Consider the following 23,964-nt stretch of genomic DNA (forward strand, 5'->3'; position numbering starts at 1 on the left):
AAAGAAACAGCCGCGTAACCTGTCTACTGGTTACGCGGCTGTTTTAGATTGCGTTGGTTGTGACCAAGCTTTAACTTATTTTTTTCCTGATGCTTTGTCACTTTTACGTGATAGGACGTACAATAAACTACTTGAAACAATCAATAATAGACCAAAGGCCATAAGGCTATAACGTAATGTTGCTGTATTAGGCAACATACCATTTGTATTTGTCGCTGATTCATTTGAACCCGCAGTTGACCCATTAGTATTTGTCGCATTAGAACCACTATTGGTCGTATCATTCGATGTTGAGCCGTTCGTCGCTGAACCGTTGTTTTGATTCGTATTATTAGATGTACCAGCATTTGATTGATCATCACTCTGATTTGAGTCATTGTTCGTCGATCCGTTACCCTCGCCATCCGGATCATTTGAACTATCTCCAGAGGCGTCATCATTTTGATCATCGTCAGCACTGTTATTGTCGTTATTATTGTCGTTATCGTTATTATCATCGCTATTATTGTCATTATCGTTATTATTGTCGTTATCAGAAGAATCATCCTCATCAGGTATCACATCTTCATCCACAATCTCTTCGATAATAGCATAAAAGCTAAACGTATCTGTTTTAATGGTGACTTCTTCCTTTGCTTCATCGTATGTGGCAATCGGGTGGAGTGACAACTCACCTGATTCACTTAATCGAACAAATCGTAAGCCTTTAGGATTATCAATGGTTTGTCCACTTACATCAAAGGTAAGTGTCACTGGCGCCGGAAATCTATCACGATAACGCCCTGATGTGTTATATACATTTAAGCGATAAATATCACTCTTTAAATTAAACACATCAAAACCTGGTTGATCATTTGCCTTTGTCAGTCGAAAGATGAATTTATCATTTTTGAAGAAATCCGCTGTCAGAAGTCCATTTGGAAAATCGACCATTAATGCATCGTTGTCATGACTCGTCATCAATCGTTCACCATTTGTTAATGTTTGTAGAACATCTTTATTCACATAAACAATATCTTTTCCACGGGTAGATAAATGACCATTGCCACCTTGATACGTCGCTAAGTTCGCCTGTTCAATAACAACGGCATTTGATTCATATTCATAATCGTCATTAACGTCGTTATCATTGTCATTATCGTTATCGTTGTCGTTGTCATTATCGTCCGGATCTTTTTCAACAATCTCCTCAATAATCACAAATTTACCTGTTTGTTTCGGGCGGATCCTTACCGTACCCGTAGATGCGATATAATCCGCAATGTCTTCAATATAGATTTGACCATTCGGTCCAATTGTCGCATATTTCAGTCCTTCAGGATTGGATATTTGTGCTTGATTTACATCAAACTCCATCGTTACTTGTGATGACGTTGGGAAACTTGAAAGAAACGCTTGATCACTGTTAGTTAATCTGAAATCATACGCATGACTTCGAACGCGCAAGCCAGTGAAGTCAGACGTATCGGCTAGTTTATTAATTCGGTAGTTAAATTGATCACCTGAAAAATGTCTCAGTTTTAACACTTGTTCTGGCACCGAGACGACTAACCCGTCATGTGAGGCACGGAATACATCGCCTGTCCCTAACTGACTTAATACTTCACCTAAAATAATCACATTGTTTTTATCAAACGTATAAATATCGCCGTTTGTTAACCGGTACAGTGGTAAATTATCATTATCAATAATCAGTAATGTTGATGGGTCTGGTGCTGGCGTTTCTGGTTCTTCAGGTTCTTCTTCGTCTGGGTTGTCTGGATTTTCTGTATCTCCCGGTTCTTCTGGTACCTCAGGTTCTTCATAAACAAAACCTTTCGGACCGATAAAACCATTAATTTTCTCAGACGACTTTACAAAAATATAGTTACCAGGGTGATAGATAGGTGCACTTAGACGTGCATTCTCTTCTTCATAATCATATTTATTTACAACGTAATATTCACGGACAATAAGCTCACGGCCATCTTGAACATACTCATAATTACGGTACAAGTAAAACTCTTCATCTTCTGCTTTTTCAGGCAGTGGAATCGAATATGTGATTGGCGCATTATAAGTCGTAATCTCTTTTGATGTCACCTTTTGATCGGTTTCAACTAACTGATGCATGTTAATATCAACGGATTGACCAATACCCATAGCACTCGCATTAGGTGAATAGTTGTTTTTAAGTGCCGCATGTAACTTCAAACTTTCACCCTGAGTTTCAGGAAGGTACGACGGTGGCAGCTGGAGCGACGCATCCCCTTTATTAAAGAATAGGCGTTTCTGCTTAAGAGCTTTATTAACAACAGGCGAATTAAACACAACCGGCGCGATTTGATTCACCTGAACATTTTGAGCACTTGTCTTAAAGTATTTATCGTAAATTGTTTCTGTAAAATACGTAAAATCAGACACAGGCTGCGTATTTTCTACAAGTAAGAATTCAATATCATTGTTTTCGGTACTAAAAATAACATCCCCGTTTGATGCATCATAAAAAATCGGAGTCTCAAAATCTTCTATATACTGACCATTTGATTTATACACAAGCGTGGGTCTTTTTTGTAAACCGGCTTTCGTACGAAGTTGAAGTTGACTCGTACCGACGCGATTAATCGCCTGGACTTGATTGTCTTTTTCATACATATCCGCAAAGTAGCGCATATGATTTGATAGCGGCGTAATTTTAACACCATTCATCACTGAATGACCTTCGTTATCAACAGCGGTATAAGGCGCACCTTGGTCATATGTCAACAACAAGGAATAGTCTGTTGAGACGACTTCTGGCGAGAATGATGCCGCAAGAAAACCATTTCTTAAAGCAAACGTGGTATTATCATTAAAAACACCAAAATCAAATTTATCATAATAAATACCATAGCCATACATCGCATCTCGAACAGTCAAGCGATTGTTTGATGCATTGTAGTATTCTTCAATGTCAGAATAATTTAAATAAACCGCATTTCTAACCGACATTTCCTGTTCAAAAGCGGTATGACGCTCTCTAGAATTAAGCTCAGCAAAAAACTGAAAAGGTGATAAAAACGGCAACAATAAGCTGACGGCTAACACCCCACTAATAAGTGCTAATTTATGTTTCATATGTATAACCTCCCGAAATATCTGTGACTGACTTCTGCAACGCATCGCGTCTAATGATTGTTTCATTATATGTGTTTGTATAAAGATACCACATGATAAATGACCTTTATTCCTTACCCTATTATATCGACAAAGACCGAAGTAACCTAAAGTAAAGTTTATACGATAAACAAAAAGATGACATAAGGCCTTAGTCTTTCAGCCTATGTCATCTTTATTTCGTCTTGATTAGTTACTCAATACGTCGACTAATACATCTAAATTTCGTGCCATTAATGAGAAATAGTCTTCATCATTATCTATATCTTCCGTGCGCAGCGTTGCTAAATTATGCAGTTCATTCGTTTCCAGTCCAGCCTCATCTTTAATTACTTCTGACACTTGTGATGAGATATTCTGTTCAAACAAAAGCGTATCAATTTGGCGTTCTTTCACTAAATCAATTAAACGAATTAATTGTTGTTGAGACGGCTCATTTGATGGTGATAAACCCGTCACAGCTAGCTGTTCAATACCGTAATCACGTGCCCAATAATTATAAGCCGCATGTGTGACAAGAATCGTTTTATTTGGTACTTCTTGTAAAGCTGTGGCAAATGCTTCATCTAATGCTTCTAAGCGTGCGACTAAATCATCATAGTTTGCTGTAAAGTAAGCCTCTTCCTCTGGCATAAGAGCAATAAGTTCATTTAAAATATTTTTACTTAATTCAATAGATAGCTGTGGACTTAGCCAGACGTGCGCATCGTAATCACCATGTGAGTGACCATGGTCGTCTTCGTGACTGTGATCGTCATGAGCATGGTCATCTGCATGACCGTGGTCGTCATGAGCGTGGTCATCTGCATGACCGTGATCGTCATGAGCATGGTCATCTGCATGACCGTGATCGTCATGAGCGTGGTCATCTGCATGACCGTGGTCGTCATGAGCATGGTCATCTGCATGACTAGGGTCCTCGTGAGCATGGTCATGTAAATAAGTGATCATATCAAGTCCTGTTGATGCTTCTAGAAAAATTACAGATTCATCAGCAAGTGCTTCTTCAATTTTAGTCGCATAACTCTCTGATTGTTTTTCATTGTAAATAAATAAATCAGCACCAGCAATCGCAATCATCTCTTTGGATGTTGGCTCATACGTGTGGGCATCACTACCTGCCGGCAAAATAGATGTCGCCTCTACAAATTCTCCTCCAATTTCACTTGAGAAAAACTGAAGTGGGTAAATGGTTGTCATGACGGTTAATTTTTCTTGATGATTATCTCCCGTTATCTCTTCTGTTTGGTTTGTTTCTTCTGCTTGACCACAAGCAGTTAGTATCGTTAACAATGTGACGATGAACACTAGTCCGAATCGTTTCAATGTTTATTCCCCCTCTAAATATATTCTACGGGAAATAGTATATCGTAACCGTTACGCTTTGTAAACAGTAATGGTTACGTTTTGTTTATTTATTTTTTATATTTTACTCGCGCCAATTGATAAACTAGCAGTAAAACGAGCGTTAGCACAAGAAAAATAAGGGCGCCAGTATCGTATAACCATGGATAAATAACGATGGGTGGCTTTAAAAAATAATCTGACAAATAGAATAATCCTAAGAGCACAATAAATCGACTAATGTGCTGAAAGCGTTCCGTGTGTTTAAAACCGTGACTATGACAAATAAGGAATAGAAAAACTGTGAGCTTAATCACGCTCGTCACAATAATAAACAAAGAAAAAATCGTCTCAATCCGTTCAATTATTCTAAACCAATGGATATTCATTAACATATGAAAGAAAGGATACGTTGATATTTTTGTTAGCGCGGCACCTAAGAACATGAGTGTAATAACTGTTACCGTCAAATAAATTAGCAGCACTTTTAACAGTGTCTGTAGATAGAGCGTACGCACGCGAGAAGTATCATTTAAATATTCCCCTAAGCGCAGCGTCACAAATCCATCCGCAAAGACGATGAAAAAAAATACCCCACTGCCTTTAATGAGGTTCATAGGTTCATTCAAATAAAGAGGCATGAGCGTCTGAAAATCAAGGTGCATAAAGGCCATTAAAAAAATAATGATAACGGATAGCGTCGGTAAAAACTGCAAGACTTCCGCCGTACGACCAACATGTTCTAGCTTATAGCGACTTAATAGGAGAACAACTACTAGCATAACAATCAGCATCACACGTGTCGGTGTACCCATTAAATAATGTAACGTAATAAATTGACTTAAGATGATCACTTCCAAGATAAATAAGAGCAACGTAAAGATGACTACCACAACATATATTAAAAGACGAATAATAGGCCCAGCAGCCGAGAGCTGAAACAATTGTTTCGGAATAATGAAGATCAAAACACTCGCTAAAACGCCTGCTAGAAGTATACCTATCCATCCATTTTGATCAAGATAATGAATGGTGAGTTTAGGGAAATACAATACTTTACTTCCTAAAAACGAGAAATACAACAAGCATTTAAATTGACGCTCCGTTAACTTCATCCCTCATCCTCACTTTCATCATCTGACAATTGACCGTTGTGCGTCATCTCAACATCTACTTGGTAATCCACAGTAATTGTTGGAAACAGCGTCTCCCACTCCTCTTCTACCACCTTCCACACGCTAGGTGCTTTTCGGTTCACAACTTGACCGAAACCTACATTGTCCGTTTGTTCTTCTTGGAGTCGATCGACACAACTTGACATATAATCGCCTACTTTGGCCTCGACTAAACTTGTGAGTTGGTTTATCCCTTCTTTTCCTTTTACAAAGCCCGTTGGGGCTTCTCCTAATGTTACGTTTAGAGTCGTTACAACGTTGAACGAAGCAGGTGGTTTTACTAACTCAATCTTCGTCTCTGCTTTTGTCACCTCGAACGTATAAGCACCTGTTTCTGTCATCACAACAATCACAGTATTGTCAATTTCATTGATCAAGTAATTAAACCCAAGACTTTCTGTTTCATTTAACCATCCAATAAACATATCTTTTTTAAATAGTGCGATATACTTCACCTTCAACACGGCTTTTGGTGTTGTTTGTTCTAAACTGGTCATTTCTTTCCCACTCTCAGAGTTACCTAATACGGTTATACCGTTCATCACTGGTTCAATACCACCGGATAAATAATGTTGATAAAATTCCTCTAACTCCACTTCTAATGAGGGGCCATAGAAATCCTCTGAAGCCGAAAGACCATTAATTATTTTATTTGCGGGAATTTGTTCAATTGGACTTAAGACTTCCAGTACTTTTTTTGCCGAAATATCTTTTGACACAAGTAAAGCAAAATCACTACGCATTTCATGGTCCCGCATTAAAAAGTCTAGCGGCTCGATAATCCCGTCTTGACTGACCCCTTCACTAAATAAAACAAAGCGAATATGTCCTAAAAATATTTTCCTTGGTGTAACATGTGTGAGGCGTCTAATGGCATGAAAAAACGTTTCGCCACTTTCAGAATAACAGCTGATGCCTGGTTGTGTTGTTTTACCCGATGTTCCCGCAACCTCAGATGGATTTAATACTTGTAGCGTTACCTCATAACCCGTGGTTGACTTGTCAACACCTATTGCTGTTGCAATCATCATGTCATTTAATTCTGTTTGAGAGTAGCAACTTGTTAAAAGCGGCAACAACAATATTAGTAACACCAGTTTTATGCATACTTTTTTCATCTATTACACTCCCTTTCTTACTTTGTCACGTTTAAAGACATGCCTAATAGTAAAGAGATGTTGCCGCTTATCTAAACGCTTTCTGACCCAAAGATCAGCATGTGCCGTTTCGTCATAAGGCGCGATACCAGTCAAGTAACTGACACCGATTGAATCAAGTGTTGTTAAGTGATGGACTAACAACACTAAACCTAACGTAATCCCCACCAATCCAAATAAACTGGCGAGTAGAATAAACACAAATCGCAACAAGCGAATCGAAATCGCAAGGTCATAACTTGGAAAGACAAAGTTACTAATAGCGGTTATAGAGACGATGATTACCATCGCATTGGAGACAATTCCAGCTTCTACCGCCGCTTGCCCAAGTACTAGAGCACCAACGATTGAAACCGCTGAACCAACCGCACTAGGAAGTCTTACGCCTGCTTCTCTTAAAAGTTCAAAGGTAATCTCCATTAACAACACTTCCAGTAAAGCAGGAAATGGGATTCCCTCTCGTTGGGCAGCAAGTGAGACAAGGAGTGCTGTTGGAATAACTTCTTGATGAAATAATGTTAGCGCAATAAAAACAGCTGGTGTTAGTAAAGCAATAAATAAACTTAACACGCGAAGCATCCGGATGGCACTGGCAATGTCTGACCGCTGATAATAGTCTTCACTTGATTGGATAAAATCAAACAATAAACACGGCACAAGCAAGACAAACGGCGTGCCATCAACTATGACAGCAATTCGCCCTTCCAAAAGACCCGCGGCAATAACATCTGGACGTTCCGTATTATAGACGGTCGGAAAGACTGTTTTAACTTTTGTCTCTAGGAGCGTTTCAAGATAATGACTTTCTAAAACAGCTGCAATTTGCGCCTCTTTTAATCGCTTCAAAACATCATCAAGATGTTCTTTCTTACAGACTCCAGCTAAATAGACGACTTTCACATCTGTCCCTGTTTCTGTACCAAGCGTTAACGATTGAAACATTAATTGCTTATTTTTCAACCGCTCCCTAAGCATCGCTTGATTAACCACAACCGATTCAGTAAAGGCCTCACGTGGCCCTCTTACTACTTCTTGAGTTTTCACTTCACCAATGGCCCGGTGAAAATTCTTCCCGATATTTACTCTCACAGCCTCGTCATAGACGACGAGAAGTTGATGGTTCAATATCGTATTTAAATAGTCATGAGGTGTTTGTTGTTTTTCTGAGGGACCAAGTTGAAGACAAGCTTGTAATAATCCGGTTTCTTTTGCCCGTTTTTTCTCGACCAATAAACGGATAAAAAACACTTGAAGATCTTCTGATTTTAACTCCACGGTGTTCGTTAAATAAATAAAATAGACTGTTTGGTCATTGACCGTTATTGGTCGGATGACAAGATCTTCTCGGTGATATAAATCTTTTTTTATTTTATCGATGATTGCCATTGTTTGTTCAATGTCCACCTGTTTTCTCACTGTTACCGCTCCTTTAAAAGTTTCGTTAGTAGTATCAACAAACTTCAGGAGATTCATACATACTAGGCAGCAACAGCCTCGATTTAATAAAGATAGAAAAAGCAAAAAAAGCCATAAAAAAAGAACACCCATTGGGGTGCCCTCACTTAACGGCTTTTGACGAGCAATTGAACAGCTTCATCTACTAATTTTTGCGGGTCTTCATTTCCTGATTTTTCTGCTTCAAGCACGCAACTGACAAGGTTTGAACTCACAACCACACCCATTGTGCGGTCAATGGCTGTTCTAATGGCAGACATTTGTGTCACGACATCTTTACAATCTTTTCCTTCTTCCATCATTTTAAGGACACCTCTTACTTGTCCTTCAATACGTTTCATTCGATTAATTGCTTTAGGTGAGTAATCCATCGTCATCCTCCGTTCTCATTTACGATGCAAATTCTGTTAAGTATTTCTTACATTTACATGGATTATCGATAATCGCATACCCTGTTACCGCATGCCCATGACGTCTTAAAAGCCGAATACCAATATTTCTCTCTACTTCATCTGAGGCAATCACTACCACACCTTCTTTTGGTAGACCTTTATGATGACGTTTAATATAGGCTATTGGAAGAGCAACCGCACCAACAACAACTTCTTTTGCGGAATCACTATAATCACGTAAATCAACCAACACTGGTTGAGCCGATAATTGATCTTTTCTTATACATTGAACACCTCGAACAGGCACATAGCGCACATACAACAAGTAACCTATAAACACTGTTAGTGGTATGAATACAACGACCACTTTTTATACCTCCTTGATGGATAAGTCATTACTTATATTTTATACGTGTTACGGTATTTAAGTCAAATAAAACCCTTTAAAAATTTGTGATTTTTTTCACGTTTTAATCTCTCACGATGACGCGTTACAACAACACAGCTCGACATAGCTTCATATGGACAAACAAACCGCATGAAATCATTTATATAATTTTTGATTTCATACGGTTAGATATTTGTATTAAGCGACGGTCGTTTTCAACTGATACCCCACCAAAAATTTTATCACTGACGTTATTTTAAGGCAATCTGTTGATAAAAATCAACGAGCGTTACTAAGCCGCGATCAAAATTTATCACAGGGAAACTCTCATTAGGTGAATGAAGTCGGTCCTCTGGCGTTCCAAACCCTAATAAAATAATCGGGATATTAAAGATCTCATCAATCCACTCCACAACCGGAATCGATCCACCCATACGAACAAATACGGCTTCTTTATTAAAGGCTTCTCCATAGCTTTTCGCTGCTTGCTGGATCAACGGATGATCCACATCTACTTTATACGCTTTTGCGGACAATGGTTCACGCGTGATATCAACAGTTACACCTTTTGGCGTGTGTTTTTCGATATGTTTAACTAACTTATCTTGAATATCTTCTGGGTCTTGTCCAGGAACTAAGCGACACGTGATTTTGGCGGTTGCCTTCTCTGGAATAATTGTTTTTGTACCTTCACCTTGATAGCCACCAAAGAGGCCATTCACTTCAAGTGTCGGTCTGGCCATTGTATGTTCTGTCGCTGTGTAGCCATTTTCTGAGACTGTTTCAGGAATGTTTAATGCCATCACGTAGTTTTCTTTCGGCGCCTCTGTCATTAACTTACGTTCTATATCTGTTAATGGTTCCACATCATCGTAAAAACCGTCGACTGTGACCACTTCATCTACGTCTTTCATTGACTGTAAGATATGACTAATCGCCATCAATGGGTTACGAACAGCACCGCCGTATAGCCCTGAATGTAGGTCACGATTCGGTCCTGTCACTGTGAATTCTAGACCAGTAAAGCCTTTTAGACCATAAAGCACCGTTGGTTGCTCTTCCTCCACCATACCAGAATCAGAAATAATGCAAAAATCCGCATCAAATTGCGCCTTCTTATCTTGGAGTATACGATACAAATTCTCAGAACCAATCTCTTCTTCACCTTCAATACAAACCTTCACATTAATCGGTAACGTACCGGTTGTTTTCATTAATGCCTCAAGGGCCACAAGGTGCATAAAGACTTGACCTTTATCGTCACTAGACCCACGTGCATAAAGTCGGCCATGACGCACTTCTGGTTCAAATGGCGCTGAATCCCACAGATCATATGGATCCGCCGGTTGCACGTCGTAGTGTCCGTAAATAAGGCCTGTTGGTAAATCATCATCGACATGGTAAGACGCATAAACTAGCGGGTGTTTTTCTGTTTCTACTACATCAATATCAGTAAAACCAATATCTTTTAAATACGCAACCAAAAAGTCACATGCTTTCGTCATCTCGGTTTTAAAGTTTGTGTCTGTGCTCACACTTTTAATCCGTAAAAATTCATTAAGCTGTTCTAAATGGCGCGCACGGTGCGTCACTAAATAATCTAACACTGTTGTCATCTTCTTCTCTCCTCTTCTTTCTCTTCACCAAAGACATTCGCCCACTCAGAGCGTTTGTCTAACATTTCTAACGCATACTTTTTAGCACTGGTTAAACTATGACTAGCCGCAAAACCGCATTGAACTTCATTACAAGCTGGTACTTCTTCAGCATTTAGAATATCTTCAAGTGTCTTTTCTAACACTGTCAAAATCTCGTCAAAATCATTATGATTAATCACACTCAGATAAAATCCTGTTTGACATCCCATCGGACTAATATCTAGTACACAATCGAAATGATTGCGCATTAATTCAGCGAGTAAATGTTCCAACGAATGTAATCCGGGCATATCCATGTGCTGCTGATTAGGCTGTTTAAACCGCAGGTCATATTTATGTATCTGATCACCCTTTTCGCCCATACTCACACCGACCAATCTAACATAAGGGGCAACGACTTTTGTATGATCCAAGTTAAAACTTTCAACATTCATTTTTGTCATGAAGAGTCCCTCTTTTCTTTCACTAGTATGCTTTCTTCTACCATATCATTTTTTTGCTTATCTGACAAAAAATCATAACGGACTTAAGAACAATCATGATTATTTAACGCAAAAAGAAAATGGCGAGTAAAAAAATAACCGACAAGAGGTAAAAAAGAACGAATGGAAAAAGAAGAAAAGAAAAATAACCGTTCTGTATTTAATTGTTTTGAAAAACAACTAAACACATCACGGTTACCTTTTTAATCGTTTCAATTGAACTACCCCCACCTAACATTCTCACGAATGTTTGAGGAAGGGGATTCCATAAGGACACCCTAAAGGGGACCCATGCTCGTTCAACTAATTCTCTATAAACTTGGCACTGATTTAATTTTACGCTTATTCAGCACGGTCTGGAAACACACGGTCAATCATTTCACCGATTTCGTTGAAAAAACCTTCAACAGGTCTGCCTGCATCAACCTCTTTTTGATAGCGATCGGCTAAGTCTAAGAAATCCGGGTTAGTCGTTAGTCTAACAGTTTCCACCTCCGGATAACTTGCTTTAATCACTTGACTAACGGCTTTTTCCGTTTGATCAATTGGCATCGTATCATTTTCAATATCTGCAGCTACATAGACAGTCTGTCCCATTCTCATGAGATAGACGTTATTGACACTTTCAATTTCTTTTTCAACTTTCGTTTTAAGTTCGGCATCATCGATCATTTGATAGTCTGACATCATTTGATCATTCTCTGTCATACCATCGCTCGTGTTGCGATCATCATCCATCATTTGATCATTTGTTTCATTGTCTTTTGTTTGGTCATCATTAGGCTCATTCTGGTCTTCTACATTTTGACAACCAACAAGCATGACAGCCGTTAATAGTAATAACAATAATTGTTTCATCGTATATTTCCTCCTTGTGATTTTACTGATATTAGCTTAACCAGAATAGAAAGAAGCTATACATGTCAACAACTAAAAAAACTAGAAAAAACAACTGAAAATAACTGGCGTTTCAGTCGTCACAGCCAAAATTTACTGTGCATAACGTACACAGCAAATAACATACTAATGACGAAAGGAAGTGCGGATGATGAATTCTTATCTCTTGTGCGCAACATATTTGTTTGACCAAAATGATGACGGCTTGTTTATGTTAATGCTTCGGACCGATGATGATATTCTTTCCAAACGCATCCATCAATTTTTAACTGCTAAGCATTGTCTAGCACCTCTAAATGAACGATCACAGACCGAATACTTCTGTCTGCTTATTGACTACATCACTCATGGCTATCACCAAGGTCTAATTCATTTAAGCGCTTCACAACTTCAGTCACTGGAATAGCTAATCCTACCCGACCATAATCATTGTCTTCACGGATCGCATAAATTACCCCGACAACTTCTAACTGTTGATTAACAACTGGACTGCCACTATTACCTTTATAAATTGGGGCATCCAGCATAAGAACATCTGTCTCGAGTAGGGTATTTGATTGTCCTACAAATGTTCCCTTATTGGCAATGCGATTGAATCTTAGTGGATTTCCAACAAAACGTATTGACTCATTTACACTAGGCTGTTCATCACTTAGAGATAAATAAGGCAAGTCTTTACCTTCGATTTTAACAAAGGCGAGATCTACTTCGGGTGCGTGGTGAATGATGGCTCCTGTTTTTAACGTTTCTCCCTTTACACCTACAGAAACGGTTGACACACCTTCTACCACATGGGCATTTGTCACAATAACACCATCCGCTGAGACTAAAAATCCTGTGCCCTTCCCATCTGTTGTCTCAATGACTACAACAGTTTCTTTCATGTACTGAATCTCTTCATCAAACGAGAGATCAATCGATGCCCGTAAGAACTGAATCGCCGGTATATTAAACGTATTAAGCGCAAGCGCCAAGCCTTGTATTAACATGACACCGACTAAAAACATACCGATCCACTTCATGTCTTTTGAAAGCAAGGGCGAACGCTTTGACTTAACTTTTTTTCGTTCTTCTACAAGAATCTCCTGCATGTTCTCGTGGGTTAACGGTTCAAATAAATCATCATCAATCATCTCGCGCTTTACGTCTAGTAAATACGCTTGTTCTTCTTTTTTACGCTGATCTAAAAGTGCTTGTCGTTCTGAGGCGGTCATCTCCGACTCGCGGGGCGGCATTTTTTTGGAACTTTCATCATGATTCACGTTCATCACCTTCTATTTCCCGGGAAATTATTTAAAACTGTCTTTTTCCTCATTTTTTTGATTTTACCACGCGCTTTTTTCACCTATCATAACACATTTCCTAGTTAAAAGACGTGGCGAACCGACGTGGCTATTTATCCAAATTTTCAGTGAAGACTTGATTTTTTTCCTTATTTTCTCTATGATAAAACAAAATAGCGAGAGGGATTGAGTACATGTTATTAGAAGATATTTTAATGCATAACCATGCCTTTGTGGAGAATAAAGACTACGAGGCATACGTAACAAATAGTGTACCGGATAAGCATGCGGTTATCCTAACGTGTATGGATACACGTTTAACTGAATTGTTGCCTAAGGCGATGAATTTTAAAAACGGTGATGTCAAAATATTAAAAACGGCTGGTGCGATCATTAAGAATCCCTACGGTTCAGTGATGCGCAGTATTTTAGTCGCGGTTCATGCCTTACAGGCAGATGAAGTGTATGTCATTGGTCACCATGATTGTGGGATGAGTAGCCTTGATGCTGATGAATTCCTTGAGCATATCAAAGCCCACGGGATCGAAGAAGAAAAAATTACGAACTTGCCCGTTGATGCTTATGAATGGTTTGAAGGCTTTGACCACGTTGAAGACTCCGTCAAGAGCTCGGTTGATTTAATTGAAAACCATCCCTTACTACCAGATGATGTGCCTGTTCACGGCTTAGTCATTGATCCGAAAACAGGTAAAATCGATGTTGTCATTAACGGCTATCAGTAAATGAAGTATTATCTATCTGTTAAATAAGAAAAAGCCCCTTGTTAGTCTTAGCTTTTGTGCGTTTTCGGCTAGGACTAAACATCGGGGTCTTTTTTATTTTTCATACGTATGAATAGCTTTCAGCACTTCAAAAATAGCATCTTTTGCATCACGCTTCGCCATTTCTTTTATCATCTCTGGTGCCTCTTGTTCTAACTCAGCCAGTGTCTTAAAGAACTGCACCTCTTTTAGCTCATCTTCTTCAATGACTTTAGCAAATCCTGCTTCTTTAAAAACAGCAGCATTGAGTAATTGATCGCCACGACTCACTTTTTTAGATAAAGGAATCAAGATCATCGGCTTTTTTAAAGCTAAAAATTCAAAAATTGCGTTCGCGCCTGCACGAGAGACAATCACATCTGCGCTCATTAACAAATCCTTTAAGTCATCGGCGACATACTCATACTGTTTGTAGCGCGCATTTATCACAGTCTCATCACTTAAGGCTTTACCCGTTAAGTGAATCACTTGATACTTTTTTGTTAGCCGATCAAGGTGGTCGCGAATGAAGGTATTGACATGTTTTGAACCTGTGCTACCTCCCATAATCAACATAATCGGTTGATTTGGATCAAACATCAGCTTCTCACAGGCACGCTGTTTAGATCCTTCAAATAACTCTGGTCTTACCACAGCACCAATAAAGCGCGCTTTTTTTTCATCAACGTATTGAAGGGTCTTTTCAAAGGTCACTAAAATACGTTTGGCAAACGGCATGGCAATCTTATTTGCGAGTCCTGGTGTTAAATCTGACTCATGAATCACTGCCGGTGTGTTCGTTAACTTCGCCGCAATTAATACGGGTACTGAGACAAAACCACCTTTTGAAAAAATAATGGAAGGCTTGAGCTTCAGAATCAATTGAACCGATTGTCTAATCCCATTTAGCACTTTAAATGGATCTTTCAAATTATCAATCGATCGATAACGTCGATATTTCCCTGTTGAAATCGCATGATAGGTGACGCCTTCAATTGGCGTAATGAGCTCCTTTTCAATCCCATCAATAGAACCAATATAATCGATCATGTAGCCTTCTTTTTGAAGGAGGGGAATCAGAGCTAAGTTCACCATAACGTGACCTGCCGTTCCACCGCCTGTTAAAATAATTTGTTTCATTGTCATCATTCTTCCCTCTTTTTCTTTTCAATCATTGTTATACCTCTATGACACCTTACAGATCGGACTTCGATATTAGAAGGTGTTATGATAGTGTCAAAGAATCCAACAAAGACAAAAGTTGGTCTTTGGTTGGTGCCTCTTCAAGTTCTGAAGTATGGTGACGGTATTCGATTTGATATCTAAGCGCACCTTCAGTTTTTGATACGTGCGTCACGTAAGATAGCTCCTGAAAACAAACAGCATCCTCTTTCGTATCTGTCACTACTTCGTTAGGACAACCTAATGACTGGTCTGTCGTCACAGAAATAGTCAACAAGTCATTATCATTCGTATAAAAGCTCAAATCTAAATATTCATGGCCATTTAATTCGAAGTGATCATAAATAACGAAAGCGACTGGAATTGGAAGGGTATCTGGTACACTCACATCAAAACTTGAGACAGTTAAAGCCTCTTCAACAGCACCATAGGGATACTTATAGTATGTTGTTTCAAATGCATTATGTTCGACCTGTTCTTTAGAGCATCCTACTATTAATAGTATACTCATTATGAGTGTAAAAAATAATTTCAATCGTTTCCTCTCCTTCTAATTATTTAGTTTAACAGGCTTCGTTATTTTTTACCATAGTTAGAAGAGCGATTACACCTATATTAAAAACACTAAACTGAACTACCCCCACCTAACATTCTCTCGAATGTTAAGTGGGGGTGGCTTCTCACTCTATAATGATAAATCTTACAACATCTCATTTAAATTGAATAGAATATGTTTCCTTTGTTTTTCTTCGCGTGAGTAAATTAATGCTCTACACTTTATATGCGCTCACGCAATGCCTTAATAGCGTGGGGCTAGGAAAAATGTTTTGTTCATTATAAATATTAGCTAGCTTGAATGTCTCACTAAGAGAATCCCAAAAGTTAGTTTTTCTACTCTAACTTTTTGAGCAGGGTACCTTATAAGTTAAGTAACACACTTTTTTATACCTTAAGAGCGTTAATTAAACTACCGGCTAATATTTTAGCGCCAATTAATAAACTGTCCTCATCAATGCTAAATTTCGGGTGATGATAAGGGTGTACCGCCCCCTTCTTTTCATTAGCTGAACCTAAAAAGAAATACGTCGCTGGTACTTTTTCGGCAAAATAACTAAAATCTTCTGCGCCCATATTCGGCTCTAAATGACGGATGTTTTCCTTTCCAATAATCTCGGTTGCTGCACGAATCATCAGCTGATTTGTTTCACAGTCATTCACCGTCGCAGGATAGCCAAATTGGTAATCAATCGTTGCTTTGGCACCGTGAGCGCGGGCAGTCAAATCGGTAACTTGTTTTACCCACTGACTCATATTTTGGCGGATGCTTTCATCAAATGTGCGAACGGTCCCTTCAATGTAGGCTTTCTCCGCAATCACATTTGCCTTATCACCTGAATGGAAGCTTCCTACAGTTAAAACAGCCTGTTTCATTGGATCAACTTTTCTTGAAGTCAATTGATTGAGTTGCGTTACAATCTGCGCCCCAATACTTAAAGCATCCACCGTATCGTGTGGTAACGCTGCATGCCCCCCTTTCCCCTTGATTGTAATAAAGAAATCATCACTTGACCCAAGAATAGGGCCATCGGTCTCACCAATTGTGCCAACAGACAGATAATTCTCCATATGTAGACAAAAGATCCGGTCCACATCATCTAAAGCCCCGTCCTTAATCATCGCTAGAGCACCACCCGGGTCTTCTTCCTCAGCGTGTTGATGAATAAAGACAACGTTGCCTTTAAGTTGATCTTTAATTGACGTAAAAGCTTTGGCGACAGTTAAAGCAATCGCCGTATGCGCATCGTGGCCACAAGCATGCATCACACCATCTACCGTTGATTGATAGTCTAAACCCGTCTGTTCTTGAATCGGTAACGCATCAAAATCAGCACGTATAGCAACGGTTGGACCAGCAAACGCTCCTTTTAGCGTCGCAACAACACCTCTTTCGCCGACATGTTCTTTTACTTCTAAGCCGAGCGTTCGATGAAAGTGGGCGATTGTTTTAGGTGTTTCAACTTCTTGGAAGGATAACTCGGGAAACTTATGAAAATGTCGCCTTAAATCAATCATCTCCTTTTCTAAAGTCGTCAGTTCACCCATCACTTTATTGATCAATGTCATCCGTTCATCTCACCTTTCTTTTTTTTAACTAAAAAAGATGCCGCAAACACGACATCTTTTCGTTTATTTAATGAAGATCACGAAACACTACGAAAACGTCGTTTCGTACGCTTTTCAACAATACCGAGAATAAAATCGGCTAGGAGTGCTAACAACGCTGCTGGTACGGCGCCTGCGATAAGGCGGATATCATTCTGAGCATTGATGCCCCCAACGATTTCCCGACCTAAACCACCACCACCAATATAAGGTGCAATCGTTGCAACCGCAACAGCAATAACAAAAGCGACCCGTAAGCCGGCCATTAGAAATGGAATCGACAGAGGGAATTGGACTTTTAACAACAGTTGTAATTGCGTCATCCCAATCCCTTTACCTGCTTCAGATACACCAGGGTCCACTTCTTTGATACCAACGTACGTATTACGAACAATCGGCAACAATGAATAGAAGAATAGACCAATGACAACTGTCTCATTTCCTAAACCAAAATACAATAATAAAATCGCAAGCATCGCAAGACTCGGAATAAGTTGCAAGATATTAACGAGTGACAAAATCACCGGTGCTAACTTTTCTACTTTAGCCGCTAGGATTCCGAGCGGAATCCCAACGATTAAAGCTAAGCCAATCGCTTGAATAACCATGACAATGTGCTCAATGGTTAGAGAAATTAACATACTACTATTATTAGACATATACTGAAGTAAATCAGTGATAAATTCCATATTAAAACCCCATTATGATTAGTTTAGTAAGCCTTCGTTTTCTAAGAATTCTCGGGCTACTTCTTCAGCTGAACGACCATTAATGTCGACTTCTAAAATAAGCTGTGACATCGCTTCTGTTGATACAGTACCGACAAGACTATCAAAAATGTCTTTCACTTCTGGATAGTTATCAAGTATTTCATTACGTGCAACAAGAGAGGCATCATATGGTGGGAAGAATTCTTGATCATCCTCTAAAATGCGTAAGTCATATTCTGCAATTTGTGGGTCAACTGTATACGCTGTGACAACATCTAATTCATCGTTTTTAATACCTTCATACATCAGTGATACTTCCATCCCGCGCACGTTACCAAATGCAAAACCATAAGCATCTTGGAAACCACGGTAACCATCGTTATCACGCTCAACCCATGTCGTATCCGTTCCAAGGCGTAAATCATCAGCAAGTCCTGTTAAGTCAGAAATTGTTTCAATACCTTCACTGTCTTGAAGTTGGCCTTGAATCGCAATCGCATATTCATTTTTAAAACCAATAGAATCAAACCATGTGATATTATATGCTTCACCAAAGTAATTTTGCGCATTTTCAATAGTTTCTTCAGAATTTGTTGAATACACTACATCATCAAAGTGATTATTGTATACTTCACCAGAGTAGAGCATCGCAAAATCAAACTCTGCACGGTCAATTGAAGCTAAAATTTGTGGGCTCGCTTGAATATCTTCTGTAATATTAACTTCATGATCGGTATTTTCTTCAACTAAAATCTTCACCATTTGTGCAGCAATTTTCGGATCTGTATAAGACTGTGCCCCAAACTCAAACACTTCACCACCATCACTAGATCCTGACCCTCCACATGCAGCTAGTAACATCATCGCCATTGTAACAAATGCTAACAATAAGTTTTTTTTCATTCTTTTATACCCCTTTATATTTTATTCGCATGAATCCCAGAATAGGCTATGCGTCACTTACCTCTTACTCTCACAGTATTATCCTCGTGAGACAGATAATCGTTTTTCAATTCGGCCAAACACTAAATCAACTAAAAGTGCTAAAATAATCGCCAGTGCTGTCCCGGTGAAAATCATATACGTATTGTTTGAACCAATGCCCGCTATGACTAAGTCACCAAGACCACCAGCCCCAATGACAGACGCAAGCGTTGTCCAACTAATGATATAAACCGTCGTAATTCGTATCCCCGACATAATGTATGGTACGGCAATTGGTAATTCAACTTTTAGTAATCGCTGGACAGTCGAGTAACCCATCCCTTTAGCAGCTTCAACAATCCCTTGGTCGATCGACTCAACGCCTGCATACGTATTACGTAAAAGCGGGAGTAAAGCATAAAGAAATAACGCCACTACCGCTGGGCGAAAACCGATGCCGAAGATTGGAATAAGTAAAGCAAAAAGCGCAATCGTCGGAATGGTTTGGAAAAAGTTTGCTACATTAAAAATCGCTTGCTTTATCCGCTCATTCTTCATCTTTGTCATCCATATGGCTAACGGTACCGTTATAAGAATCGCAAAAGTAATGGACACAAAGGCGATCGTTATATGTTCCATCAAATAATTGAGGATATTGTCATAACGAATACGCCAAAACTCAGTATATTCTTCGATTAAATTCATGACGTTACACCACTTTTTTGATCGACTTGTTCGTGTAGAACATTAAGTAATTGATCTTGGTCCAACACACCGATAAACGTTGTATCTTCATGAACAATTGGCGCGATCGTTTCTTTACTTGCGACAAATTTTTCAACTTCTGCCGTCTCCCGGTAAGCAATGACTGATTCATCAACGAGTGAATCAATTGTTGCCTCGCGATTTTTGACTGCATCGTATAGTGATAAAATACCTAAATATTTATTATCACAGTCAACAATCGGTAACTGGTCTTTTCTTGCTTCAACCATCACGGTAATCGCTTCTTCCATTGAGTATTTTACATTGATACTAGGGTATCCCTCATCAACAAAAGCCGTCATTGGTGGTAAGCCACGCGCTTGTCTTAAGCGATCTTCACCAATAAAGTCTTCAACGAATTGATTTACTGGATTTGTCAATAACTCATACGGTGAGCCTTTTTGTACGACCTCACCATCACGCATTAAAATAATCTGATCCGCAATCTTGATGGCTTCATCCATATCATGTGTCACAAAGATGATCGTTTTGTTTATTTCTTTTTGAAGACGGACTAACTCATCCTGAAGTTGTTCACGACTAATAGGGTCAAGCGCACTAAATGGTTCATCCATTAGTATGATATTCGGTTCTGCGGCAAGTGCACGTATAACACCAATCCGTTGTTGTTGTCCACCACTTAATTCATGTGGAAAACGGTCACGGTAAGTGTCTGGGTCTAAATCAACCATTTTCAGTAGCTCATCTACTTTTTTGCGTGTCTTTTCTTTGTCCCACTTAAGAAGTTTTGGTACTGTGGCGACGTTATCATAAATCGACATATGTGGAAATAACCCAATGCTTTGAATGACATAACCCATTTGTCTTCTCAGTTCAATCGGATTAATTTCTGAAATGAGCTTTCCATCAATCGTTAATTCACCGTCCGTGTAGTCAATTAAGCGATTGAGTAGTTTCATTGTCGTTGTTTTACCACAACCACTTGGTCCAATTAAGACATTGAGTTTGCCTTCTTCAAATGTGAGGTTAATATTTTTCAAGGCATGAAAGCCATCCTCATAGACCTTATTTACGTTTTTTAATTGAATCAAGAGCGTTCCCTTCTTTCATCGTTCATTTTGTTTACTGTTATAAGTCTACAGAATATTGAGCCAATATCAAAACCCGATATACACTTTAAATTGTACAAACTTTATACAATTTAAAGTGTACAGATTGTACAGACTATTCTATCTTAAAATTACTCTTGATTACTCGATAATGCTACCCAACTTGATGTTTTTATTTTGAATCCTTCTATGATATTGTTAAAACTATACAAATATCTAACAAAAAGAGTGATACGATGACAAAGAAAACGACATTAACTGAGCAATTAGAACATGTAAAACATCGCGTAAGTGAACAAATTGCGGAAAACATGAAATCTTATGGTTACCCAGCCACGATTGGTCGCGTTATTGCGGCAATTTATTATGCTGGTCGCGCACTTGACTTAGATGAATTAGCTGAACATACCGGCATGAGTAAAACGCGGATGAGTCAAGTACTCAGAGAAATGACCAGTTATAACATTGCCGAGAAAGCTTTTGTGAAAGGCTCAAGAAAAGATCATTACACCGTTGAAGAAGACTATTATCAAACGTTTATCACGCTTTTCACTGGCAACTGGCGTGAGGTGACGATTCGCAACAAAAAAATCGAACAAAAAATCTCTGAAGAGCTGCATGACATTTATCATGACCCAGAAGCAACTGAAGAAATCAAAAATGAAGCCAAACACTTAATCGAAGATTCTAAAGCATCCGTGCGCTATTTTGAATGGATTGAGCGTATTGTTGAACTATTTGATTCACACGAGATTTTTAACTACGTTCCAAAAGATCCATTAGATGAAAATAAAAAAGCTTACCGATTTAATGATTAAGTCGGTAAGCTTTTTTTATTTTTCATAATCATAGGATAGCACTGTTAGACAATCTCGCTATAAAAGCCTTGTCTTACAAGTTTTTTATAGTGAGGCAACGGCATGATACTTTTTAATGCATACCTGGAAAGGCTTGTTGGCGCAACACATCATAAGCGATAATGGCTGCAGTGTTAGATAAGTTAAGCGAGCGCACTTTATCATTGTCCGCCATATGAATTCTTAAGCAGTGATCTTCTTTTCCTACAAGCAAGTCTTTTGGAATACCGGTTGTTTCCTTGCCGAAGACGAGAAACCATTCTTTTGACGCATCACTAAAATCAACATCTGTATAATATCTCGTGCCAAAATTCTCAATATAGTAATAGTCACCTTCTGGATGCAGCTCATATAAAGCTTGTATCGAGTCGTGGTGTTTAACTTTTACATCGTGCCAATAGTCTAGACCGGAACGCTTTAACATTTTGTCATCTGTAGAAAATCCCAGTGGGTGGATCAAGTGTAACGTCGCATTACATGCCAAGCATGTCCGTGCGATATTCCCTGTATTTGCGGGTATTTCTGGTTCAAAAAGAACAATATGCAGTCCCATTCAGTTTCACCTCTATTTAACTGTTTACTTGACGTAACTTTTAAGTCACGTCAGTCAATCTGGTTTTATTTGATCTATTTTTATTTTCCCTTTTTCTCGGTATACTTTTTCAAAACGAAGTCCCTTATCCATTTCTTCTATAACTTCTGGGTCTGTTTCCTTTACTTTGGCACGTTCAATCATCAGATAACTATCCACATGACCAATCTTACCAATCGCATAAGCGGCTGTGCCGCGAATCACGGGTCTTGGATCTTTTGTCATCAATTCTTCAAGCGTCTCTAGACTAGCGACTTCGCGGTAATGCCCAAGGGCTAAAATCGCATTTCTTTGAAGCGGCTTTTTCCCGCGCCAAGCGCCGGACATCTCGCCAAACGTCTCTTTAAATTCACGGTTGGATATTGTTAACAGTGGCAAAAGCTCAGGCTTTGCGAGTTCAGGTTTTGGTTCAAACGCCTCATGTAAGTGAAAGTCGACACCCTTATTGTAAGGACAGACAAGCTGACACGTATCAAACCCGTAAAGTTGATTACCCAGTTTCTCACGAAACTGGTCGGGTAAAAAGTCTTTTGTTTGGGTAAGATAAGCAATACAGTTTTTCGCATTCAATTGACCTGGGCCAACAAGTGCCCCTGTTGGACAGGCATCAATACACTTGGTACAATCCCCACAGGCATCTTCTAACATGTCATCCGGTTCAAGCGGAATATTGGTGATCATTTCACCTAAGTAAACATAAGAGCCAAATTCTGGTGTGATAATCGCACAGTTTTTCCCACTAAAGCCGATACCCGCACGTTCTGCGACCGCACGATCGGGAAGTTCACCTGTATCCACCATTATTTTCGAACGAAAGCCTGGTACTTTTTCAGCTAAAAAAGCATGCAACTGTTGAAGCTTATCATTAAGTACGACATGATAATCAACGCCCCAACTCGCTCGGCACACCGTGCCGCGACGCGCCCCTTTTTTATTTTCTGGACGTTCGCGCATCCGTGAAGGATAGCTAAGCGCAACAGCAATAATCGATTCTGCCCCCGCTAAGTGCATGGCTGGTTCTGTTCGTTCTTCGATAGTGCCTTTTTCAAAACCTGATTGATAATTTTGATCTTGTTGCGCTTTTAGTCTCGCTTTCATTTGTGTGAAAGGATCAATCGACCCGAAGCCAATTTTATCAATGCCGATGGAATGCGCGTAGTCAATAATCGTTTGTTTTAGTTCATCGTATGCCATGATTCATCCCACTCCATCTTAGTTATTACTATTATCCTATAGTGAACTACTCCCACCACTTACGGGTTGCTTGAAGTGGGGGCTTCTTGGGTAATCGCCACTTTTGATAGCTGACGAAATTGACCAAGCTAACCCTCTTGTTCCAAGAGTTTATATTTTCATTAGGCACTTGCTAATAAGTGAATACCTTCTTTTTTGATATTGAGTGCTGAATTATAATCTCTATCAAGGTTTAATCCACAATCACATCGATAAGTGCGCTCTGATAATTTGATTTCTTTTACAAAACCACAGTTAGAGCAAGTTTTTGTAGAGGGGAACCATTTGTCTATTTTGACAAGCTGTTTTCCTTGTTCTTTTAGTTTGTACGCTAAGAAAGA

Annotated in this window: 24 protein-coding genes; 3 read left to right on the forward strand and 21 right to left on the reverse strand. The window is 39.1% G+C overall.

The features are described from left to right. Positions 1 to 75: 75 nt before the first annotated feature. From BM163_RS07325 to BM163_RS07370, 10 genes are all read right to left on the reverse strand, one after another. Entirely contained in the window at positions 76 to 3,096 is a 3,021-nt protein-coding gene (locus tag BM163_RS07325; protein ID WP_089801718.1) for a hypothetical protein, read from the reverse strand. A gap of 228 nt (positions 3,097 to 3,324) precedes the next feature. Continuing rightward, positions 3,325 to 4,461, reverse strand: a complete 1,137-nt coding sequence (locus tag BM163_RS07330; protein ID WP_089801720.1) for a metal ABC transporter solute-binding protein, Zn/Mn family — start codon at positions 4,459 to 4,461, stop codon at positions 3,325 to 3,327. Positions 4,462 to 4,550: 89 nt separating this feature from the next. Beyond that, a complete protein-coding gene (locus BM163_RS07335; protein ID WP_089801722.1) occupies positions 4,551 to 5,594 on the reverse strand; it encodes a GerAB/ArcD/ProY family transporter in 1,044 nt (347 codons plus the stop codon). Next, positions 5,591 to 6,772, reverse strand: coding sequence for a Ger(x)C family spore germination protein (locus tag BM163_RS07340; protein ID WP_089801724.1), 1,182 nt, complete (start codon positions 6,770 to 6,772; stop codon positions 5,591 to 5,593). The genes BM163_RS07335 and BM163_RS07340 overlap by 4 nt, the downstream gene beginning before the upstream one ends. A 3-nt stretch (positions 6,773 to 6,775) precedes the next feature. Beyond that, positions 6,776 to 8,227, reverse strand: a complete 1,452-nt coding sequence (locus BM163_RS07345; protein ID WP_170243682.1) for a spore germination protein — start codon at positions 8,225 to 8,227, stop codon at positions 6,776 to 6,778. Between the two features lie 146 nt (positions 8,228 to 8,373). Continuing rightward, complete coding sequence (locus BM163_RS07350) at positions 8,374 to 8,637, reverse strand: metal-sensitive transcriptional regulator (protein ID WP_089801728.1); 264 nt, start codon at positions 8,635 to 8,637, stop codon at positions 8,374 to 8,376. 19 nt (positions 8,638 to 8,656) lie between these two features. Continuing rightward, positions 8,657 to 9,025 (reverse strand): rhodanese-like domain-containing protein, encoded by a 369-nt coding sequence (locus BM163_RS07355; RefSeq protein WP_089801730.1) that lies wholly within the window; start codon positions 9,023 to 9,025, stop codon positions 8,657 to 8,659. A 272-nt stretch (positions 9,026 to 9,297) separates the two neighbouring features. After that, entirely contained in the window at positions 9,298 to 10,662 is a 1,365-nt protein-coding gene (locus BM163_RS07360; protein WP_089801733.1) for a dipeptidase, read from the reverse strand. Next, on the reverse strand, positions 10,659 to 11,147 hold the full coding sequence (locus tag BM163_RS07365; RefSeq protein ID WP_089801735.1) for an S-ribosylhomocysteine lyase: 489 nt from the start codon (positions 11,145 to 11,147) through the stop codon (positions 10,659 to 10,661). The genes BM163_RS07360 and BM163_RS07365 overlap by 4 nt, the downstream gene beginning before the upstream one ends. A gap of 381 nt (positions 11,148 to 11,528) precedes the next feature. Next, a complete protein-coding gene (locus BM163_RS07370) occupies positions 11,529 to 12,044 on the reverse strand; it encodes a YhcN/YlaJ family sporulation lipoprotein (RefSeq protein WP_089801737.1) in 516 nt (171 codons plus the stop codon). A 256-nt stretch (positions 12,045 to 12,300) separates the two neighbouring features. On the opposite strand from BM163_RS07370, the gene BM163_RS13640 reads away from it, so the two are divergent. Next, the gene (locus tag BM163_RS13640) at positions 12,301 to 12,489 is read left to right on the forward strand and encodes a YhdB family protein (RefSeq protein WP_229675532.1); all 189 of its coding nucleotides are present in this window, start codon (positions 12,301 to 12,303) and stop codon (positions 12,487 to 12,489) included. Here the strand turns inward: BM163_RS13640 and BM163_RS07375 are convergent. Beyond that, positions 12,425 to 13,345 (reverse strand): S1C family serine protease, encoded by a 921-nt coding sequence (locus BM163_RS07375; protein WP_170243683.1) that lies wholly within the window; start codon positions 13,343 to 13,345, stop codon positions 12,425 to 12,427. The genes BM163_RS13640 and BM163_RS07375 overlap by 65 nt on opposite strands. A gap of 215 nt (positions 13,346 to 13,560) precedes the next feature. Between BM163_RS07375 and BM163_RS07380 the strand changes: the two genes are divergently transcribed. Continuing rightward, positions 13,561 to 14,109, forward strand: coding sequence for a beta-class carbonic anhydrase (locus BM163_RS07380; protein ID WP_089801741.1), 549 nt, complete (start codon positions 13,561 to 13,563; stop codon positions 14,107 to 14,109). Positions 14,110 to 14,202: 93 nt separating this feature from the next. On the opposite strand, the gene murG is transcribed toward BM163_RS07380, so the two are convergent. The 7 genes from murG to BM163_RS07415 all read right to left on the reverse strand — a co-directional run bounded on the left by murG (position 14,203) and on the right by BM163_RS07415 (position 20,923). Then, positions 14,203 to 15,273, reverse strand: coding sequence for an undecaprenyldiphospho-muramoylpentapeptide beta-N-acetylglucosaminyltransferase (gene murG, locus BM163_RS07385; protein ID WP_089801742.1), 1,071 nt, complete (start codon positions 15,271 to 15,273; stop codon positions 14,203 to 14,205). A gap of 79 nt (positions 15,274 to 15,352) precedes the next feature. Continuing rightward, positions 15,353 to 15,844 carry a hypothetical protein gene (locus BM163_RS07390; protein ID WP_089801744.1) on the reverse strand — a complete coding sequence of 164 codons (492 nt, stop codon included), beginning with the start codon at positions 15,842 to 15,844 and terminating at the stop codon, positions 15,353 to 15,355. Positions 15,845 to 16,251: 407 nt separating this feature from the next. Continuing rightward, a complete protein-coding gene (locus BM163_RS07395) occupies positions 16,252 to 17,433 on the reverse strand; it encodes a M20 metallopeptidase family protein (protein ID WP_229675530.1) in 1,182 nt (393 codons plus the stop codon). A 77-nt stretch (positions 17,434 to 17,510) separates the two neighbouring features. Beyond that, positions 17,511 to 18,161, reverse strand: a complete 651-nt coding sequence (locus tag BM163_RS07400; protein WP_089801746.1) for an ABC transporter permease — start codon at positions 18,159 to 18,161, stop codon at positions 17,511 to 17,513. A gap of 18 nt (positions 18,162 to 18,179) precedes the next feature. Then, positions 18,180 to 19,085, reverse strand: a complete 906-nt coding sequence (locus BM163_RS07405; protein ID WP_089801749.1) for a glycine betaine ABC transporter substrate-binding protein — start codon at positions 19,083 to 19,085, stop codon at positions 18,180 to 18,182. Positions 19,086 to 19,163: 78 nt separating this feature from the next. Further along, positions 19,164 to 19,811 carry an ABC transporter permease gene (locus tag BM163_RS07410; protein ID WP_089801751.1) on the reverse strand — a complete coding sequence of 216 codons (648 nt, stop codon included), beginning with the start codon at positions 19,809 to 19,811 and terminating at the stop codon, positions 19,164 to 19,166. Next, complete coding sequence (locus BM163_RS07415; RefSeq protein ID WP_089801753.1) at positions 19,808 to 20,923, reverse strand: betaine/proline/choline family ABC transporter ATP-binding protein; 1,116 nt, start codon at positions 20,921 to 20,923, stop codon at positions 19,808 to 19,810. The genes BM163_RS07410 and BM163_RS07415 overlap by 4 nt, the downstream gene beginning before the upstream one ends. Before the next feature lie 254 nt (positions 20,924 to 21,177). Here BM163_RS07415 and BM163_RS07420 point away from each other — a divergent pair, with 254 nt between their 5' ends. Beyond that, positions 21,178 to 21,759, forward strand: a complete 582-nt coding sequence (locus tag BM163_RS07420) for a GbsR/MarR family transcriptional regulator (protein ID WP_089801755.1) — start codon at positions 21,178 to 21,180, stop codon at positions 21,757 to 21,759. A 112-nt stretch (positions 21,760 to 21,871) separates the two neighbouring features. Here BM163_RS07420 and BM163_RS07425 read toward each other — a convergent pair whose 3' ends face one another. The 3 genes from BM163_RS07425 to BM163_RS07435 all read right to left on the reverse strand — a co-directional run. Further along, the gene (locus BM163_RS07425) at positions 21,872 to 22,351 is read right to left on the reverse strand and encodes a tRNA (cytidine(34)-2'-O)-methyltransferase (protein WP_089801757.1); all 480 of its coding nucleotides are present in this window, start codon (positions 22,349 to 22,351) and stop codon (positions 21,872 to 21,874) included. A gap of 54 nt (positions 22,352 to 22,405) precedes the next feature. Then, entirely contained in the window at positions 22,406 to 23,584 is a 1,179-nt protein-coding gene (gene queG / locus BM163_RS07430) for a tRNA epoxyqueuosine(34) reductase QueG (RefSeq protein WP_089801759.1), read from the reverse strand. A gap of 161 nt (positions 23,585 to 23,745) precedes the next feature. After that, positions 23,746 to 23,964, reverse strand: a 219-nt coding sequence (locus tag BM163_RS07435) for a zinc ribbon domain-containing protein (RefSeq protein WP_143088194.1), incomplete at its 5' end; no start/stop codon positions are given.

It is taken from the genome of Halolactibacillus alkaliphilus, assembly GCF_900115465.1.
GTDB lineage: Bacteria > Bacillota > Bacilli > Bacillales > Amphibacillaceae > Halolactibacillus > Halolactibacillus alkaliphilus.

Coding starts and splice junctions, on each gene's coding strand:
- queG (WP_089801759.1), bottom strand. CDS start 23,584: ATGGCATACGATGAACTAAAACAAACGATTATTGACTACGCGCATTCC.
- BM163_RS07400 (WP_089801746.1), bottom strand. CDS start 18,161: ATGGAATTTATCACTGATTTACTTCAGTATATGTCTAATAATAGTAGT.
- BM163_RS07340 (WP_089801724.1), bottom strand. CDS start 6,772: ATGAAAAAAGTATGCATAAAACTGGTGTTACTAATATTGTTGTTGCCG.
- BM163_RS13640 (WP_229675532.1), top strand. CDS start 12,301: ATGCTTCGGACCGATGATGATATTCTTTCCAAACGCATCCATCAATTT.
- BM163_RS07380 (WP_089801741.1), top strand. CDS start 13,561: ATGTTATTAGAAGATATTTTAATGCATAACCATGCCTTTGTGGAGAAT.
- BM163_RS07365 (WP_089801735.1), bottom strand. CDS start 11,147: ATGACAAAAATGAATGTTGAAAGTTTTAACTTGGATCATACAAAAGTC.
- BM163_RS07420 (WP_089801755.1), top strand. CDS start 21,178: ATGACAAAGAAAACGACATTAACTGAGCAATTAGAACATGTAAAACAT.
- BM163_RS07370 (WP_089801737.1), bottom strand. CDS start 12,044: ATGAAACAATTATTGTTATTACTATTAACGGCTGTCATGCTTGTTGGT.
- BM163_RS07410 (WP_089801751.1), bottom strand. CDS start 19,811: ATGAATTTAATCGAAGAATATACTGAGTTTTGGCGTATTCGTTATGAC.
- BM163_RS07350 (WP_089801728.1), bottom strand. CDS start 8,637: ATGGATTACTCACCTAAAGCAATTAATCGAATGAAACGTATTGAAGGA.
- BM163_RS07325 (WP_089801718.1), bottom strand. CDS start 3,096: ATGAAACATAAATTAGCACTTATTAGTGGGGTGTTAGCCGTCAGCTTA.
- BM163_RS07425 (WP_089801757.1), bottom strand. CDS start 22,351: ATGGGACTGCATATTGTTCTTTTTGAACCAGAAATACCCGCAAATACA.
- BM163_RS07395 (WP_229675530.1), bottom strand. CDS start 17,433: ATGACATTGATCAATAAAGTGATGGGTGAACTGACGACTTTAGAAAAG.
- BM163_RS07360 (WP_089801733.1), bottom strand. CDS start 10,662: ATGACAACAGTGTTAGATTATTTAGTGACGCACCGTGCGCGCCATTTA.
- murG (WP_089801742.1), bottom strand. CDS start 15,273: ATGACAATGAAACAAATTATTTTAACAGGCGGTGGAACGGCAGGTCAC.
- BM163_RS07405 (WP_089801749.1), bottom strand. CDS start 19,085: ATGAAAAAAAACTTATTGTTAGCATTTGTTACAATGGCGATGATGTTA.
- BM163_RS07335 (WP_089801722.1), bottom strand. CDS start 5,594: ATGAAGTTAACGGAGCGTCAATTTAAATGCTTGTTGTATTTCTCGTTT.